Here is a 15976-nt window from a genome sequence, read left to right on the forward strand (position 1 = left end):
AACCCGAACCCGAACCCGAGGAAGAGTCGGAGTCCGAACCCGAACCCGAACCCGAGGAAGAGTCGGAGTCCGAACCCGAACCCGAACCCGAAGAGGGGCGACCGCTCGAAGACGTGAAGGGCATCGGCCCGGCCTACGCCGAGCGACTTCGGAACGCGGGCGTCGAAAACGCGGCGCAGTTGGCGACTGCCGACTCGGCGGAACTCGCCCGGGAGACGGACCTCTCGGTGAAGCGCATCGAAGGCTGGATGGAACGTGCGGAATCGATGTAACGACCCGGAGATTGTCACCTCGCGGGCTGCGTTCCGCGAAACCGCACGAACTGCACCCCGAGCGGCTCGAATCCCCGTCGAAGTGCGTGTGAGTGTTACGGACCCGTTTCGGGCGTATCGACGGGCACGCGACGGTACCGGCGGCTTTTACTGTGCAACGACGGGTGGGCAATCGGGATGGGGATATTTCGGCGTCGAACCCGCGAGTATCCTCCAAATCGATTCGACCGGGGAATCGGACGCGGACGGATCGAGCCTCGACATCGTCGAGACGGTGCTCGCCGACGAGACGCTCGTCCGCGGCGACTGTGAGGTACCGTACCCGTGCGGGTTGTTCGGCTGGCTCTCCTACGACCTCGTTCGTGAACTCGAATCCCTCCCCAGCGAAGCGACCGACGACCGGAACCTCCCGCGGGTGCAGTTCGGGTTGTACGACTGCGTGGCCGCGTGGGAAACGGGAGCCGAGGACACGCTTCGCGTGACGGCGTGTCCGCAACTCCGCGACCCGGACGACCCCGACACGACGTACGACGAAGCCCGAGAAACGGCGCTGTCGCTCGCGGAGTCGGCTATCGACGGCGACCCATCGGTCGGTCCACCGCCGACGGACGAACGAGGACCGTTCGTCAGCAGTTGCGGACGCGAGGCGTTCGCGGAGCGCGTCGACGCCGTCAAGGGGTACATCCGCGACGGCGACACGTTCCAGGCGAACATCTCACAGCGACTGGAAGCACCGGCGAGCGTCCACCCCGTCACGGCGTTCGACGCGCTCCGGCAGGTCAACCCCGCGCCCTACTCCGCGCTGGTCGAGTTCCCGGGCGTGGACTTGGTCAGCGCCAGTCCCGAACTCCTGCTCGACGTGGATGGCGACCACCTTCGCACTGAGCCGATCGCCGGAACGCGCCCGCGTGGCGCGACCCCGGAAGCCGACGACGAACTGGCCGCCGAACTGCTCTCCGACGACAAGGAGCGCGCCGAACACGCCATGCTGGTCGATTTGGAGCGAAACGACCTCGGAAAGATCGCCGAGTACGGCAGCGTCGAGGTGACCGACTACCGCCGAATCGACCGCTACTCCGAGGTGATGCACCTCGTCTCGGAGGTCACGGCGCGACGACGACCCGACGTCTCCGTCACCGACGCCATCGCGGCGACCTTCCCCGGCGGCACCATCACCGGCGCGCCGAAACCCCGAACGATGGCGATCATCGACGAACTCGAATCCACCCGCCGTGGACCGTACACCGGCAGTATCGGCATGCTGGGATTCGACGAGCGTGCGACCCTGAACATCGTCATCCGCACCCTCGTTCGCCACGGTGACGAGTACCACCTCCGCGTCGGCGCGGGAATCGTCCACGATTCGGTCCCCGAAGCCGAATACGAGGAGACGTTGGCGAAGGGGAAGGCGCTCGTCAACGCGATCGACGAAGCTCTCGAACGCGAGACGGGATTTTCGGTGGAGTGACTCACACGCAATTTTAAATACCAAACCGGGACCAACGACGGTGGACGTTTCGGGTTGCCGAACGCCTCGTCCCATCGATTCGCAACCCACAGTCTGCCTAACCCGGGAGGGTGCGCCAAAAGCGATACAGCAACATTGCTGTCCGTTTCTCAGCTGAAGTGCGCCGCGAGTCGGTCGGCCGCTTCCTCGACGCGTGGAGAGACGAGGGCGAACCGGATCCAGTCGTCGCGCGAAGAGCCGAAGGCTTCGCCGGGCATGCCAGCGACGCCTGCTTCGTCGATGAGGTTCTCGACGTTCGACAGCGTGCCGGGGAAGTCGGGGAAGCGAGCCATGACGTAGAACGCGCCGTCGGGGGTGGTGTAGTCGGCACCGGCGGCGTCGAGCGCGTCGGTGAAGATCTCGACGCGTGATTCGAGGAGCGTGCGGTTCTCCTCGTAGTACTCCCGCGTCGTCTCGCGGAGCGCGTGGAGGACGGCGTACTGTGCGGGACGGCCCGTCGCCACGTTCGTCAGCATGTGGCGAGTCTTGGCCACGTCCACGAGTTCCGGCGGGAAGATGGCGTAGCCGACGCGGAATCCGGTGATGGCAAGCGACTTCGAGAACGAGTTGGTGACGATTCGGTGGTCGGAGTCGAACGCCAACGCGCTGGTGAACTCGCCGGAGAAGTCGAAGTGGTCGTACACCTCGTCGCTGACGAGGAGCGCGTCGTACTCCTCGGCGATAGCGACGAGTTCGCGCATCGTTTTCTCGTCGTACACCGCGCCGGTCGGGTTGTTCGGTGAATTCACGACGATTGCGGCGGTGTCCTCGCTCGCGGTTTCTCGCACGTCGTCAGGGTCAAGCGTCCCGTCCGCCGCGGTGGCGACGAAGCGTTGCTTTGCCCCGAGCATCGTCGTCTTGCCGGGGTAGTACGGGTACACCGGATCGGTGAGGATGAACTCGTCGCCCGCTTCGCGTTCCATCGCCCGGGCCATCGCCAGATAGTTGGCTTCGCCGCCACCGCAGGTCACGACGACTTGCGAGGTATCGACATCCCGCCGTGCGGCGATCTCCTCGCGCAGTTCGAGGAGTCCCTCGCTCGGCGGGTATTGGAAATCATCCCCGCCGAGGTCGGCGTAGGCGTGAAGCCCCTCGGCGATACTGGGCGGTGACCCCCAGTCAGGATTTCCGCTGACCATATCGACGACGTCGTGGTCGGCGTCCGCCGCGTAGGTCATGACGTGAAAGAACAGGGGGGTGTCGTAGTCCATACTTCAGGGTCGCAGCACTGGCAAGTGTTTCTTTCGCAACGAGGAGTGCGACGAACGCGGGAAGGGATTCGTTCGATGGGTGATGGGCATGAGTATGCATCCCATAGTCACACTGGACTTTATGTTGTCAGGAAATTCATTAGGAATGAAGAAAGATGATGCCGGTTCGTATCCTCTACTGACAGTGGTCGGCGCCGCTCGACGGCGTCCGTAATCACTCCGTGGCGGCGACAGTTCTCATCGCGTGTTCGCACGCCGTAGCCACGGCATCGGTCCGACAGACAACCGATAGATCTGCCGCGTATCCGTGGGTATCCGATTCGACGGTCACGGGTAGGTCTCCGCATCGAACGCCGTCGTCCATCCGCCCGATTCGCGGAATCACATCCCGTGGGCGCTGGACGGGCAACGAACAGCAAATCACACCACCCACAACGACACACGAAATGATGGATAACACAGATGAAGACGAAAAGTTCAGCGAGCAACGCGACCGCGTCGATTCGCCGATTCGACGACTGTTCGGAACCTACGGCCGGGAACACTGGTTTCCCCTGTCAGTCGGAATCGTGGCCAGCCTCGCCGCGCACCTGCTCTCGCTCCTGCCGCCGGTTCTCCTCGGCATTGCACTCGATGCGATATTTCCGGTACAGAACCCGCAACCGTATCGGTTGCCCTTGATACCACAGTCGTGGATCCCAACGGACCACTTCGCTCAGCTTTGGTTCACCGTGGGACTGATAACCCTCTCCTTCATCGGGAGTGCGCTCGGCGGATTGGCCAAAGGGTGGGGTCTCAACGAGTTCGCCCAGTCCATCCAGCACGAAGTGCGAAGCGATACCTACGACGCGATGCAGCGGTTGGACCTCGGGTTCTTCGCCGAGAAGCAGACGGGCGAACTGATGAGCATCCTCAACAACGACGTGAACCGCCTCGAACAGTTCCTCAACGGCGGACTGAACGTGATGACTCAGATCGGAATCACCGTGGTCGGCGTCACCGTCATCCTCGCGTCGAAAAACTTCCAACTCGCGTTGGTGACACTCGTGACGGTGCCGCTCGTCGCGCTCTTCACGTACAAGTTCGTCCAGATCATCCAACCGAAGTACTCCGAGGTGCGCTCGACCGTCGGCCGACTCAATGCCCGACTGGAGAACAACCTCGGTGGTATCGAGGTTATCAAGGCGAGCAGCGCCGAAGATTACGAGTTCGACCGCGTGACGGATTCGTCTAGGGAGTACTACGACACGAACTGGGACGCCATTCGAACCCGGATCACGTTCTTCCCTGGACTGGAGTTGAGCGCCGGGTTCGGTTTCATCCTCACGTTCGCCGTCGGCGGGCTATGGGTGCTAGGCGGCGCGCCGTTCGTCTTCTCGGGCGATCTGAGTCCCGGCGCGTTCGTCACGTTCATCGTCCTGAGCCAACGGTTCATCTGGCCGCTCGCGCAGTTCGGTCAGCTGATCAACATGTACCAGCAGGCGGTCGCGTCCTCCGAGCGCATCTTCGGACTGATGGACGAACCGAGCGCCCTCGAAACCGATGACGACGCGCCAGCCATAGACGTTTCGGAGGGCGTCGTGGAGTACGAGGACGTGACGTTCGGCTACGACGACGAGGAGACCGTCATCGAGGACGTGAGCCTCGAGGTAGGCGGCGGCGAAACCCTCGCGCTCGTCGGCCCGACGGGTGCGGGGAAGTCCACGATACTGAAACTCCTCTTGCGTCTCTACGACGTGAACGACGGGACGATTCGACTCGACGGGCAAGACATCACGGAGGTGTCGCTTTCCAGTCTCCGCGAATCGGTCGGCTACGTCAGCCAGGAGACGTTCCTCTTCGCCGGGACCGTCGGCGAGAACATCGCGTACGGGACGTTCGACGCGACCCGAGCAGAAGTCATCGAGGCCGCGAAAGCCGCACAGGCCCACGAGTTCATCGAGGAACTGCCGGACGGCTACGATACGGAAGTCGGCGAGCGAGGTGTGAAACTGTCCGGCGGTCAGCGTCAGCGCGTCGGCATCGCCCGCATCCTGCTTCAGAACCCGGCCGTGCTCATCCTCGACGAGGCGACCAGCGACGTGGACACGGAAACCGAACTCCGCATCCAGCAGAGTCTCGACGCGCTGTTGGCGGATCGAACCGTGCTCGCCATCGCGCACCGTCTCTCGACCATCAAGAACGCCGAAACCATCCTCGTCCTCGAAGACGGTCGCGTGGTCGAGCGAGGAACGCACGGCGAACTGCTCGCCGAGGACGGCCTGTACGCGGACCTCTGGGGCGTCCAAGCCGGGATGCTCGAAGAGATTCCGGCCAGGTAATCATCGTCTTGCTTTCCGTCTCGTGTTGGAAATCGACCCGCGGGTTTCTTTTTTTCGCGCCTCCTTTCCCTCCCCATGAGCACGGACGACCAACCCATCGAAAGGCGAGTCGGGGACGCCCTCCGTGAATCGAACGCGACGGTTGCGACCGCCGAGTCCTGTACTGGCGGCCTCATCGGGTCGCTCCTGACCGACGTTCCGGGGTCGAGCGACTACTTCGACAGCGGTCTCGTCACCTACTCCTACGACGCGAAGATGCGTCACGTCGGCGTCACCCGCGAAGCGCTGGACGAGCACGGTGCCGTCAGCGAACCCGTCGCCCGCGCGATGGCTCGCGGCGTGCGCGACGTCGCGGGGACCACGTGGGGCGTCGCCACGACCGGAATCGCCGGACCGACTGGCGGTACCGACGAAAAGCCCGTCGGAACGGTCTTCATCGGCGTGGCCTACGCGGGTGAGTGGGGAAGCGAGGAATCCTACTCGGTGGTCGCCCGGTACGAGTTCGACGGCTCGCGACAGGAGATCAAGCGTAAAATAGCGAACCAAGCCCTTTCGGACCTCCTCGACGAACTGGAGTAAAAGGGAAAACCTTGATATTGCGGGGTGGGACCTGCAACCAAATGAATCGAAAAGAACACGTATTGAATGCGGCACTTCTCAGCATCGGGCTCGGATACGTTCTCCATCCGTCGGGTGACGTGGAGACGTTCTACTCAATCGTGGCAGTTGGCGTTCCGGTCATCCTCGGCGCGCTCTTTCCGGACGTGGACACCGCCTTCGGCAAACACCGGAAAACGCTCCACAACCTCCCGATCCTCGCGCTGTTTTACGTCTTCCCGATGGTGTTCGGCAACCTGCAATACGTCTGGATCGGCGTCCTCACCCACTACGCCCTCGACATGCTCGGGAGCAAACGGGGTCTGGCGCTGTTTTACCCGTACGAACGCGAGTTCGGCGCACCGTTCGGTGTCTCGGTTTCCAGCAGCGCCGCCACGTTGGTCACGCTCGCGGTGACGGTCTTCGAACTCATCGTCGCCGCAGTGATCGTCAACGGGCAATTCCTCATCGACACAGGGATGACCGCAGTCGGCCTTCAATAGCGTTCGAAAAACGACCGTTCAGTACACGCTTCTGTCGTCGAACTTCCCGCCGTACGTTTCGTGGTCGGGATGCGTGGCTTCCATGCCCGAGAGGACGAGGCGATCGATCTTTTTCCACGAGTTTTCGTACCCGAGGTGTGAGAATTCCAATCGGCGACGGAGTTCGTGGCTCCGTCCCGTCCGATGGAGGACCCGCGTCGTGTTCCCCGCCCGAAGCAGTTCGACGAGTTCGTCCTCGGTTTCGATGTCCTCACCGAACGCCGTCCACACTTCCCCGATGGTTCCACGGAGGTGTGCGTACGACGACCCGAACGCGGGCTTTCCGGTGTTCTTGACGATCTCTTTTGCTCGGCGGTTGTGTCGGTCCCAGTGTTTGGGGTTGTAAGTTTCCACGGCGTGGATGACGTCGGCGTGAACGCGGATGTCCGCCTCCGTGACGCCCACACTGAGAAATTCCGGATGAGGAATCAGGACGGCCGCGTCTTGTCTATCGAACTCCTCCATCGCCGCCGTGAGCGAGATGAAGTCGGGGATGGGGTCGTCCAATCCGATCGCCAGGACGTGTTTTCGGTTCCTCCACGTTCCGGTGAACACCTCGCGAGCGGGGACGACGAGCAACTCGTCGTCGGAGAATTTTTCCGCACGTTGACGAATTTCGGGGAGTCGCATGAAATGTGGCGCGTACACCAGCGCGTCGAGGCCGCGTTCTTTCGCCCGTCTGACGACCTTTTCGTCCAGCACTTTGACGTGCATGTCCACCCTGAATCCGTCGCGGTCGGTCACGAAAGGATATTTCGGCGGTCGAACGATAGTGGTTCTGGTTTCGGTATCATCTGCTTGATCGAACGAACGATAGTGATGAGTTCTCCCCGCGTCGGTTTCCGGGTTCGTCGGTGCGTCATCCTCGAAATAGTGGGATTCTCGGGAGGACGTACAATCGAGCCGTTCTCGGCGAGCCGAACGACCTTCGGATGACGAGCAAGAAACAATTATATCATGGGAATTAGAGAATCAACACATGAGCGCATGGGAATGTGACATCGACGGCTGTGGGGAACGGTTCGCCAGCGTCGAGGACGCCATCGTCCATCAGACGACCGAGCACGAACGACGGGAGTGCAAAGTCTGCGGGACGGTCGTCCCGGACGGATACCTCGCCATCCGCCACGCCTTCGACGAACACTCCCGGGCCGAGTACGTCCGCGCCTACGATGCCGATTCGAGCGACGTACGCTCGCGCGAGCGCGTCCGCGACGAAATCGAGGAATCCGCCGACCTCAAGCAAGTCGTCTCCCGACTCGACGAGGGGAACGCGAGCGAATTGCTCTGAGGAGGTAACAAACTATTTTGAGGCGGGTGCGCAATCCTTGCCACACGGAGGTCATGATATGGACACACTTGCGGACGTAGACGAAATCGTCCACGAACCGTCACGGGAGTTCGTGGAATCCACGAACGTCTGGGAATTCATGCAGGAACACGACATCGATGACTACGACGAACTCATCGAGCGCACCTGTACGGATGGCTCGGAAGACGCGTCTTCTGGCGTCGATTGGTTCTGGGACGAACTGGTGGACTACCTCGACATCGATTTTTACGAGGAGTACGACACGGTTCGTGACGACAGCGAGGGACCACAGTTCTCGGACTGGTACCCCGGCGGCAAGATCAACATCGCGCACAACACCCTCGATCGATACGCGCGGGTCGATAGCCCGACCCGGAACAAAGTCGCCTGCATCTGGGAGGGAGAGCCGGGTGACGTGCGGGAGATCACTTATCACGAACTGTACCGCGAGGCGAACATGGTCGCCAACGCGCTCGAAGCACGCGGCATCGAGAAAGGTGACACCGTCGGCCTGTACATGCCGATGGTTCCCGAGGTCATCTCCATCCTCTACGGCTGTTTCAAAGTCGGCGCGATCGCGGTGCCGATCTTCTCCGGGTTCGGAACCGACGCCACTGCGACCCGCATCGATGATTCCGAATGTTCCGTTCTGTTCACCGGCGACGGCTTCTACCGTCGTGGCAGCGAGGTCGTTCTGAAGGACACCGCCGACGAGGCCATCGCGGAAGCGGGCCACGTCGAGCACACCATCGTCTACGAGCGACTGGGCAGCGAGGAACACAGTGCCTCGGAACTCGAGATTCCCTGGAACGACGACCGCGACGAACGGTGGGACGAAGCCGTCCTCGAACAGGACGACGAGTACGAGACGAAGGAACTCGATTCGAGCGACGAGTCGATGCTGTTGTACTCGTCGGGGACGACGGGGAAACCGAAGGGCATCGTCCACACGCACGCCGGACAGTTGATGCAGTGTGCGAAGGAGATCTACTTCGGCTTCGATCACAAGGACGCTGATCGATTCTTCTGGGTTTCGGACATCGGGTGGATGATGGGTCCGTGGACGCTCATCGGCAACCACGCTTTCGGCGGCACGATATTCATGTACGAAGGGGCACCGGACTACCCCGAACCCGACCGCTTCTGGGACATGATCGACCGCCACGGCCTGACCGTCTTCGGCATCTCTCCGACCGCGATTCGCGCGCTTCGAGGGTACGGCGACGAGTGGCTGGACGACTACGACCTCTCCTCGCTGCGCCTGCTTGGTTCGACCGGCGAACCGTGGGACCCGGAATCGTGGCTGTGGTTCTACGAGAACGTCGGCGGAAGCGAAGCACCCATCATCAACATCTCGGGCGGCACCGAAATCTGTGGTTGCTTCCTGATGCCCATGCCGACACAACCGCTCAAACCCTGTACGCTCGGCGGGCCGGGTCTCGGCATGAACATCGACATCGTGAACGCAAAGGGCGAATCCGTCGCCGACGCCCACGAACGCGGCTACCTCGTCGCCCGCGACTCCTGTCCGTCGATGACGAAGTCGCTCTGGTCGGGTGACGAACGCTATCTAGACACCTATTGGTCGCGGTTCGACGACATGTGGAACCACGGCGACTGGGCACAGAAGGACGAGGACGGTTTCTGGTTCCTCCACGGCCGCTCGGACGACGCCATCAACGTGGCCGGTCGGAAGGTCGGTCCCGCGGAAGTCGAGGGCGCGCTGATGGACCACGACGCGGTGAATCAGGCCGCCGCCGTCGGCGTCCCGGACGACACGACCGGACAGGCCGTCGTCTCCTACGTCATCCTCGAATCGGATGTCGAGGAATCCGACGACCTGCGTGCCGAACTCCGTGAACAGGTCGGCGAGGAACTCGGCAAGCCGTTCCGTCCCCGAGAAGTCCTCTTCGTGGACGAATTCCCGAAAACGCAGTCCGGGAAAATCATCCGCCGGGCCATCGAGGCGGCCTACACGGGCGAGGACTTGGGAGACATGTCCAGCATCGAGAACCCCGACGCGCTCGATAGGCTCGAAGAAGCGAACTGATTTCCTTCTCGGGCACAGGTTCTGTTTCGGTGATCGGACGGATGGTCGATGATCGGATAGATGGTGGAAATTCGACGGATGGTCGATGATCGGATAGAGGGTGGAAATTCGACGGATGGTCGATGATCGGATGGACGATTGCTGATTCGGCGGATGGACGTCGCTCTTGGGTGGACTGACGCCGCTTGACGGTTCGATGAATGGACGCGAATCGATATCATTCCAGCTTTTGAATACTTGGACATGCATCGGCCTCCGATACGCGCTCGGCTGGCGGCGTCCACGGACCGACTGTACGGAACGGTCGGCGGAGCCAGCACGTCCTTCGACTGCTGTGATACGACGTTTCGAATCGGTGCTGACGGCGTCCGTGCGACCTCCGCCTGTAAGCGTGCGAAGGAATCGGCGCTTCGACTGGAGCGGGAACTGGACGCATTCGACGAATCGAGTCACATCGCCGAGCTGAATCGAACGGGGAGCGTCACGAACGGTCACGTCGCGCGAATCGTTCGCCGTGGATTGGAGTACTACGACCGAACTGACGGCGTCTTCGACATCCGTCACGGTGCCGTCGAACACGAGGTGAAAGCGTACGTTCGGGGAGAGGATCCGACAGCACCGGACCCGACGTTCGACCCGTCGTCCGTGACGGTCGATGGGGACACCGTGCGGACCGACGGACCGCTCGATTGTAACGGGCTCGCCAAAGGCTACATCGTGGACCGAGCACAGGAGGCGCTTTCGGGCGTCGGCCGACGCGGATTCGTGGACGGAGGTGGCGACATCGCACGGCCGACCGGACCGGTCGGTATCGAGAGCCCGGACGATGTCGGGACGTTCCTCCGCGTCCTCTCGACGGAGTGGAACGTCGCCACATCGGGCGGCTATCGACGCAACCGCGACGGTATCGAGCACATCTACAACCCGAACGAGAAACGAACCCGATCACGAAACGACCTCGTGACTGTCGTCGCTCGTCGAGACTGCATGGAAGCCGACGCCCTCGCCACCACGCTCGCCGCGCTTCGGCCGGACGCGGCGATTCGTTTGGCGGAGGAGTGGGAGGGTGCGGAGGCGCTTGTCATCCAACAGGGTGTCTTTCACGAAACGGAGGGATTCGATGGACACGTCCGCTAAGCGTCGTCGGACGCTGATCGCGCTGGTGGTGGTGGTCGCCTCGCTCGTCTTCGCGTCGGGGGTTATGGCGTATCGAACGACCCATCAAAAGGAGACGCAGGCGAAACCGACCGTCCACTACACGCCGCCAACGACCGATCATCACCGGACTGGAACGAGTTCCGGAACTAGGACCGGAACCGGGACCGGGACCGGGACGACGACCCAACAACGCGACGACGACCGGGACGGTGTCCCGAACAGCGCCGACAAATGTCCGTCCAAGGCGGGGCGCGGTCAGGGTGACGATTTGGGTTGTCCCGTCGTGACGACGACCCACGCATCATGAACGGGTTCGTCACGCTCACGCTGTGGTATCTCGACCGCGCATCGGCGCTGGTGCTCTTTCCGGCACTCTGGCTGACCGTGTTGACGGGCATCTTCTTCACCGCCCGAGGGTTCGGCCTGATACACCGACTTTCCCGTCGAATACACATCGAACTCGCCGTCTTCGGCATCGGCATGATGGCGGTTCACGCCATCGTCGGAACCGTCGATGCGTGGTTGGTCGTCGATGGGAGCGCACCCGCGCCGAACTACCCGCTCTCGCTGTTCCTCGCTGGTGTCGGTGTCGGAGCCGTCTCACTGGTGGTGCTCGTCCTCGCCGCACTGGGCTTTCTCGAACCGCGGCGGTTCGACAATCCGGGGGCGGTTCACACCCTCGCATACGGTGGATTCGCGTTCGGAATCGTCCACGCAGTCGCCATCGGAAGCGATATGACCGGCCTCCTCGGCCAACTCGTTGTCGGGTCAGTGGTCTTCGTGATACTCGCGCTGGCCTTGAAGCTCCTCGAAGGAACGAGCCTCGTCAACCCAACTGGGTAAACGACGAACTCAGTACACGTCCCACAGGTCGAGGACTTTGTCGAGCAGCCGGTCGTGCAAACTCGCCTGATAGGTCGCATAGAGGCGCATCACCCGGTCGCGGTCCCGAAGCGAATACAACACGGTACGCCCGTCGCGTTCCTTTTCCACGATTCCTTCCTCGTGAAGCCGGGAGAGGTGCCACGAGACGGTCGAACGGGACTTCTCGACACGGTCGCTCAACGTCGCGGTGCTGAGTTCGTCCTCCGACGCGAGTTGGGCGATGATTCGCCGCGAGTACTTCCGTCGGAGGGCGTTCATCGTCGTTTTGTCCCCCGATTCGAACGAGTGGGCAGGATAGTAACGGGTGAAGTTCCCGTCGTCGGAGGACTCGACCAACCCCTCGTCTTCGAGCCATCGGAGATGGTACTGAATCGTCCCCTGCGCGTACTCGTGTCGGCGGAGTAACTCACGGAAATGAATCCCCGGCGTCGCGTGAATCTCGCCGAAGATGGCCCGCCGTGAGTCGAGTTCGAGTTCGTCCATTTCACTCCCGCACTATCGCCACGAAGAACAGCAGGAGGCCGAACAGGACGAACAGGGACGAGAGATGATCGACGAGTTCGGGCTGTACGCCGGTAAAGACCGTTTCCTCGAAGACGACCGCCAGTCCACGGCAGGCGAACAGGCCGTAGGCGACGGTGACGACGGCCAACCGCCGCTCGCGCTCGCGCCGCCACGTCAGGTACGTCAAGGTCCCCAATCCCACACTAACGAGCAGTATCCCGAGACTAACGACCAACTCTATCTCGTCCGCGCGTATCGCCATGAGCTACCGAGTGCGATTCGACGGCCAGGGCAAAAGCGTTCTCGTACAACCGTCTAACGGTGGCGAGCGACGCGAGCCCCCCCACTCCCACACGAACTACTCGAACAGCTTCTCCTCGCGGTCGATGGTGTCGATTCGCGCGATATCCTCGGCATCGAGGGAGATCTCCCCCGCCGCCAAGTTCTCCCGCAGATGGTGGTCGCTCCCCGAGCGTGGAATGGGGACTGCCCCTTTTTCGACGACCCACGCGAGCGCGACTTGTGCCGCGGTCGCGTCGTGTTTCTCGGCGAGATCCGTCATTACCGGCAGGTCGAACACCTCGCCTTGGGCAATCGGCGAGTACGCGACGAGGGTGGTTTCGTGTGCCGCCGCATCCGCGAGGAGTTCCGACTGCTCGTAGAGCGGATGCATCTCGACCTGATGGGCGACGATCGGCGCGTCGAGCACGTCGCGGGCGCCCTCGATTTCCTTAGCGCCGAAGTTGCTGACCCCGACGTGTTCGATACGGCCGTCGTCCCGAAGTCGGTCGAAGGCCGGAAGCGTTGCTTCTGGATCGTAGGTCTGAATCGGTCGATGGACGTAGAGCAGATCGACGGTATCGAGGCCGAGTTTGTCGAGGCTCTCCTCGGTGCTCGATAGCACGTCGTCGGGGGCGAGGCTATCAGCCCAGACTTTGGTGGCGACGAACAAGTCCGAGCGCGGGACGTCGGCGAGTTCGATGGCCTCGCCGACGACCGCCTCGTTGTCGTAAATTTGTGCCGTATCGAGGTGGCGATACCCCATCTCGATGGCGCTGGCGATTCGCTCCGGATCGTCGATTCCCATCGTGCCGAGACCGATTGCCGAACCGTCGTCGATGTCCGTCGTGGTCATAGTCGGGATTCGTGGAGAGGGGTCCTAATCCATGTGGTTGCGGAAGTCGAAGGAACGAGGATTACAGTATCCCGATGATCACAGCGGAACGTCGTCCAGCGTGATCGCAGACGATTCGGGCGCGTTCGATGCGCCCGAATCGTCGTCCACGACCGCGAAATCTGCCGTCCGTTCGGTATCGAGGACGCACTCCCCGCCGACGAGGAGCGGCGCGACGAGTCCGGCGGCTATCGTCCGCGGGTCCGACAACGGTGTACGAACCGCGACCGAATCGGACGGGCCGAATCCCCATTCGTCGGCGACCGCGGTTCCGGCGTCGAGCAACTCGGCGTGGGACACCTCACGCTCTCCGGTGAGTGCGGGCGTTTCGGACGAAAGCGGCGTCTCGGGAAAGACCGGATTTTCGCTCCACACGTCGGTTTCGAAATGCGAGACGGTCGGATCGGCAGGGGCATCGCCGTAGGCGACGTACTGTCCACCCGGTGGTAGCTCGTACTCGCCAACCCGCTCGGTCGGCGCGAGCAGGACACGCGCGTCGATGTCGTTCGGCGGGTCGAAGCGCACGCTCGCGCCGAGCAGAACCGCACCGAAGAAGCCGAGTATCGGTTGCGCCGCGGGTGTTGCACGGATGCCGACCGTCACTCCCTCGCGCACGCCGAGGTGCCGGAAGAAGTTCCCCGTCTTCCACGCCGTCGTACAGAAGCGATGATAATCGTACCCTCCGGAGCCGGAAACCCCAAGCGCCGGATCGTCACTTCGTCGGGAACGGACAACGAGATCGCCCAGAATCTGCATGCCGACTCTCGTCCCGGTGAGCGCAAAAGCCCGACGATTCCGAGTAGCAGGTTGGTTTATAATCGAATGAATACCGGATCTTCGGACGTCAATTCGAGGGACGATATCGTCTCCCGTGAACACGGACCGACCCCGACGGTCCACCACCGAGCGTCTGACGAACGTTTATACTGGGGTGCTAGATACTCTCAGTCGCAATCATGGCAAACGTAATCAGACGGATGGCCGAAGGCAGTTCACGGCTCGTAGAACGCTACCTCCCGGACGCGTTTCTGTTCGCGATCATTCTGACGTTCGTCGCGTACGGGTTCGCGTTCGTGTTCGTCGGATCGAGCGGCGGACCGTTGGAACACGGCACGAACATCCTTCTCGACGGGTGGTACGGTGGATTCTGGGCACTGCTCGAATTCGCGATGCAGATGACGCTCATCCTGATGACGGGCTATGCACTCGCACAGTCCGCCGTCGTGGACCGCTTTCTCTCTCGGATGGCGGCGGTCCCGTCGAGCGAACGAAGCGCCGCCGCGTTGGTACCGGTCGTGGCCGCCGTCGCCTCGTTCGTTCATTGGGGCCTCGGTCTCGTCGTGGGTGCCATTTTCGCACGAAAAGTGGCGGAGGAGATCAGAACCATCGACTTCCCCATCATCGTGGCGGGGGCCTACTCCGGGTTCATCGTCTGGCACGGCGGCCTCGCGGGATCGATCCCGTTGGTACTCAACTCGACTGCGGACGAGGGGAACTTCCTCCTCGCAAGCGGCGTCCTGAACTCCACGATTTCGACGGGACAGACCATCTTCACGGCGGCCAACATCGTCATTTTCGTCCTTGTCGGCCTCGTCTTCCTCCCGTTGTTGTTCCTGCTGATGTACCCCGAGAGCGAGGCGAAAAAACACCCGCTCGACCCCGAACAGGTCGAGACGGCGACCGACGGCGGTGAAACGGTCACGGCACCGCCGACGACGACGGATGGGATGACGCTCGCGGAGCGGATCGAACACTCGTCGTTCGTCGCGTACGCCATCGGCTTCGCCGGGTTGCTGGCCGTCGTCGGCTACTTCGTCCGCGGAGTCGTGGACGGGACGATGCCGTGGAACAACCTCAACCTGAACATCGTCAACTTCACGTTCCTCTTCCTCGGCGTCGTCCTTCACGGCACCCCGGCGGCGTACATCGGCGCGATGAAGGAGGCCGTCGAGAACGTCTGGGGGATCATCCTCCAGTTCCCCTTCTACGCGGGCATCATGGGTATCATGGGCTACGCGCCGGAGGGGTCGGCCAGCCTCGCGACGCAGATTGCACAGGGAATGGTCCACGTCTCGCCCGACGGAACGCTCCCCGTGGTCGCGTTCCTCACCGCAGGCATCGTCAACGTCTTCGTCCCTAGCGGCGGCGGCGAGTGGGCGGTCGTCGGCGAAACGCTCGTGAAGGCCGCCCATTCGAGCGGCACGAGCGTCCCCCGCGTCGCCATCGCTGCCGCGTGGGGCGACGCGTGGACGAACATGATCCAACCCTTCTGGGCGATTCCACTGCTCGCCATCAGCGGCCTCTCGGTTCGTGACATCATGGGCTACTGCGTGCTGGTGCTGCTCGGTAGCGGCGTCATCATCAGTCTCGGACTGTTGTTCCTACCGATGTGAATTCACTTTTCGCGGTCCACCTCGTCGAAACGAGGTTCGAAAAAACGCCC

General features: G+C 62.3%; 17 protein-coding genes. 11 read left to right on the plus strand and 6 right to left on the minus strand.

Annotated features, from left to right (window positions below):
• Both NKF26_RS10335 and pabB read left to right on the plus strand, forming a co-directional pair.
• On the plus strand, positions 1-272 hold a 272-nt coding region (locus NKF26_RS10335), incomplete at its 5' end, for a helix-hairpin-helix domain-containing protein (protein WP_253234277.1).
• Positions 256-1740, plus strand: a complete 1485-nt coding sequence (pabB, locus tag NKF26_RS10340; protein WP_369682137.1) for an aminodeoxychorismate synthase, component I — start codon at positions 256-258, stop codon at positions 1738-1740. The genes NKF26_RS10335 and pabB, both read left to right, overlap by 17 nt.
• 149 nt (positions 1741-1889) lie before the next feature.
• On the opposite strand, the gene NKF26_RS10345 is transcribed toward pabB, so the two are convergent.
• The gene (locus tag NKF26_RS10345; protein WP_253228237.1) at positions 1890-2990 is read right to left on the minus strand and encodes a pyridoxal phosphate-dependent aminotransferase; all 1101 of its coding nucleotides are present in this window, start codon (positions 2988-2990) and stop codon (positions 1890-1892) included.
• Between the two features lie 446 nt (positions 2991-3436).
• Between NKF26_RS10345 and NKF26_RS10350 the strand changes: the two genes are divergently transcribed.
• The 3 genes from NKF26_RS10350 to NKF26_RS10360 all read left to right on the plus strand — a co-directional run bounded on the left by NKF26_RS10350 (position 3437) and on the right by NKF26_RS10360 (position 6411).
• Complete coding sequence (locus NKF26_RS10350; protein ID WP_253228236.1) at positions 3437-5311, plus strand: ABC transporter ATP-binding protein; 1875 nt, start codon at positions 3437-3439, stop codon at positions 5309-5311.
• A gap of 75 nt (positions 5312-5386) precedes the next feature.
• Positions 5387-5890 (plus strand): CinA family protein, encoded by a 504-nt coding sequence (locus tag NKF26_RS10355; RefSeq protein WP_253228235.1) that lies wholly within the window; start codon positions 5387-5389, stop codon positions 5888-5890.
• A gap of 41 nt (positions 5891-5931) precedes the next feature.
• Positions 5932-6411 carry a metal-dependent hydrolase gene (locus tag NKF26_RS10360; RefSeq protein ID WP_253228234.1) on the plus strand — a complete coding sequence of 160 codons (480 nt, stop codon included), beginning with the start codon at positions 5932-5934 and terminating at the stop codon, positions 6409-6411.
• A gap of 18 nt (positions 6412-6429) precedes the next feature.
• Here the strand turns inward: NKF26_RS10360 and NKF26_RS10365 are convergent, their stop codons facing one another.
• Positions 6430-7164: a PHP-associated domain-containing protein gene (locus tag NKF26_RS10365; protein WP_256487093.1), complete on the minus strand. Its 735-nt coding sequence runs from the start codon at positions 7162-7164 to the stop codon at positions 6430-6432.
• Positions 7165-7429: 265 nt separating this feature from the next.
• Between NKF26_RS10365 and NKF26_RS10370 the strand changes: the two genes are divergently transcribed.
• The 5 genes from NKF26_RS10370 to NKF26_RS10390 all read left to right on the plus strand — a co-directional run bounded on the left by NKF26_RS10370 (position 7430) and on the right by NKF26_RS10390 (position 11813).
• A complete protein-coding gene (locus NKF26_RS10370; protein ID WP_253228232.1) occupies positions 7430-7741 on the plus strand; it encodes a hypothetical protein in 312 nt (103 codons plus the stop codon).
• Between the two features lie 58 nt (positions 7742-7799).
• Complete coding sequence (locus tag NKF26_RS10375; RefSeq protein WP_253228231.1) at positions 7800-9812, plus strand: AMP-binding protein; 2013 nt, start codon at positions 7800-7802, stop codon at positions 9810-9812.
• A 243-nt stretch (positions 9813-10055) separates the two neighbouring features.
• Entirely contained in the window at positions 10056-10949 is an 894-nt protein-coding gene (locus NKF26_RS10380) for an FAD:protein FMN transferase (RefSeq protein ID WP_253228230.1), read from the plus strand.
• Positions 10933-11277 carry a hypothetical protein gene (locus tag NKF26_RS10385; protein ID WP_253228229.1) on the plus strand — a complete coding sequence of 115 codons (345 nt, stop codon included), beginning with the start codon at positions 10933-10935 and terminating at the stop codon, positions 11275-11277. The genes NKF26_RS10380 and NKF26_RS10385 overlap by 17 nt, the downstream gene beginning before the upstream one ends.
• A complete protein-coding gene (locus NKF26_RS10390; RefSeq protein WP_253228228.1) occupies positions 11274-11813 on the plus strand; it encodes a hypothetical protein in 540 nt (179 codons plus the stop codon). The genes NKF26_RS10385 and NKF26_RS10390 overlap by 4 nt, the downstream gene beginning before the upstream one ends.
• Before the next feature lie 9 nt (positions 11814-11822).
• Here NKF26_RS10390 and NKF26_RS10395 read toward each other — a convergent pair whose 3' ends face one another.
• The 4 genes from NKF26_RS10395 to NKF26_RS10410 form a co-directional block, all read right to left on the minus strand.
• Positions 11823-12338, minus strand: coding sequence for a metalloregulator ArsR/SmtB family transcription factor (locus tag NKF26_RS10395; RefSeq protein WP_253228227.1), 516 nt, complete (start codon positions 12336-12338; stop codon positions 11823-11825).
• Between the two features lies 1 nt (position 12339).
• Positions 12340-12621 carry a hypothetical protein gene (locus NKF26_RS10400; protein ID WP_253228226.1) on the minus strand — a complete coding sequence of 94 codons (282 nt, stop codon included), beginning with the start codon at positions 12619-12621 and terminating at the stop codon, positions 12340-12342.
• 96 nt (positions 12622-12717) lie between these two features.
• Entirely contained in the window at positions 12718-13494 is a 777-nt protein-coding gene (locus NKF26_RS10405; protein WP_253228225.1) for an aldo/keto reductase, read from the minus strand.
• 78 nt (positions 13495-13572) lie between these two features.
• Entirely contained in the window at positions 13573-14289 is a 717-nt protein-coding gene (locus NKF26_RS10410; protein ID WP_253234278.1) for a long-chain fatty acid--CoA ligase, read from the minus strand.
• 200 nt (positions 14290-14489) lie between these two features.
• Between NKF26_RS10410 and NKF26_RS10415 the strand changes: the two genes are divergently transcribed.
• Positions 14490-15926, plus strand: a complete 1437-nt coding sequence (locus tag NKF26_RS10415) for a short-chain fatty acid transporter (protein WP_253228223.1) — start codon at positions 14490-14492, stop codon at positions 15924-15926.
• Positions 15927-15976: the final 50 nt, after the last annotated feature.

Source organism: Haladaptatus sp. AB618 (assembly GCF_024136965.1).
GTDB lineage: Archaea > Halobacteriota > Halobacteria > Halobacteriales > Haladaptataceae > Haladaptatus.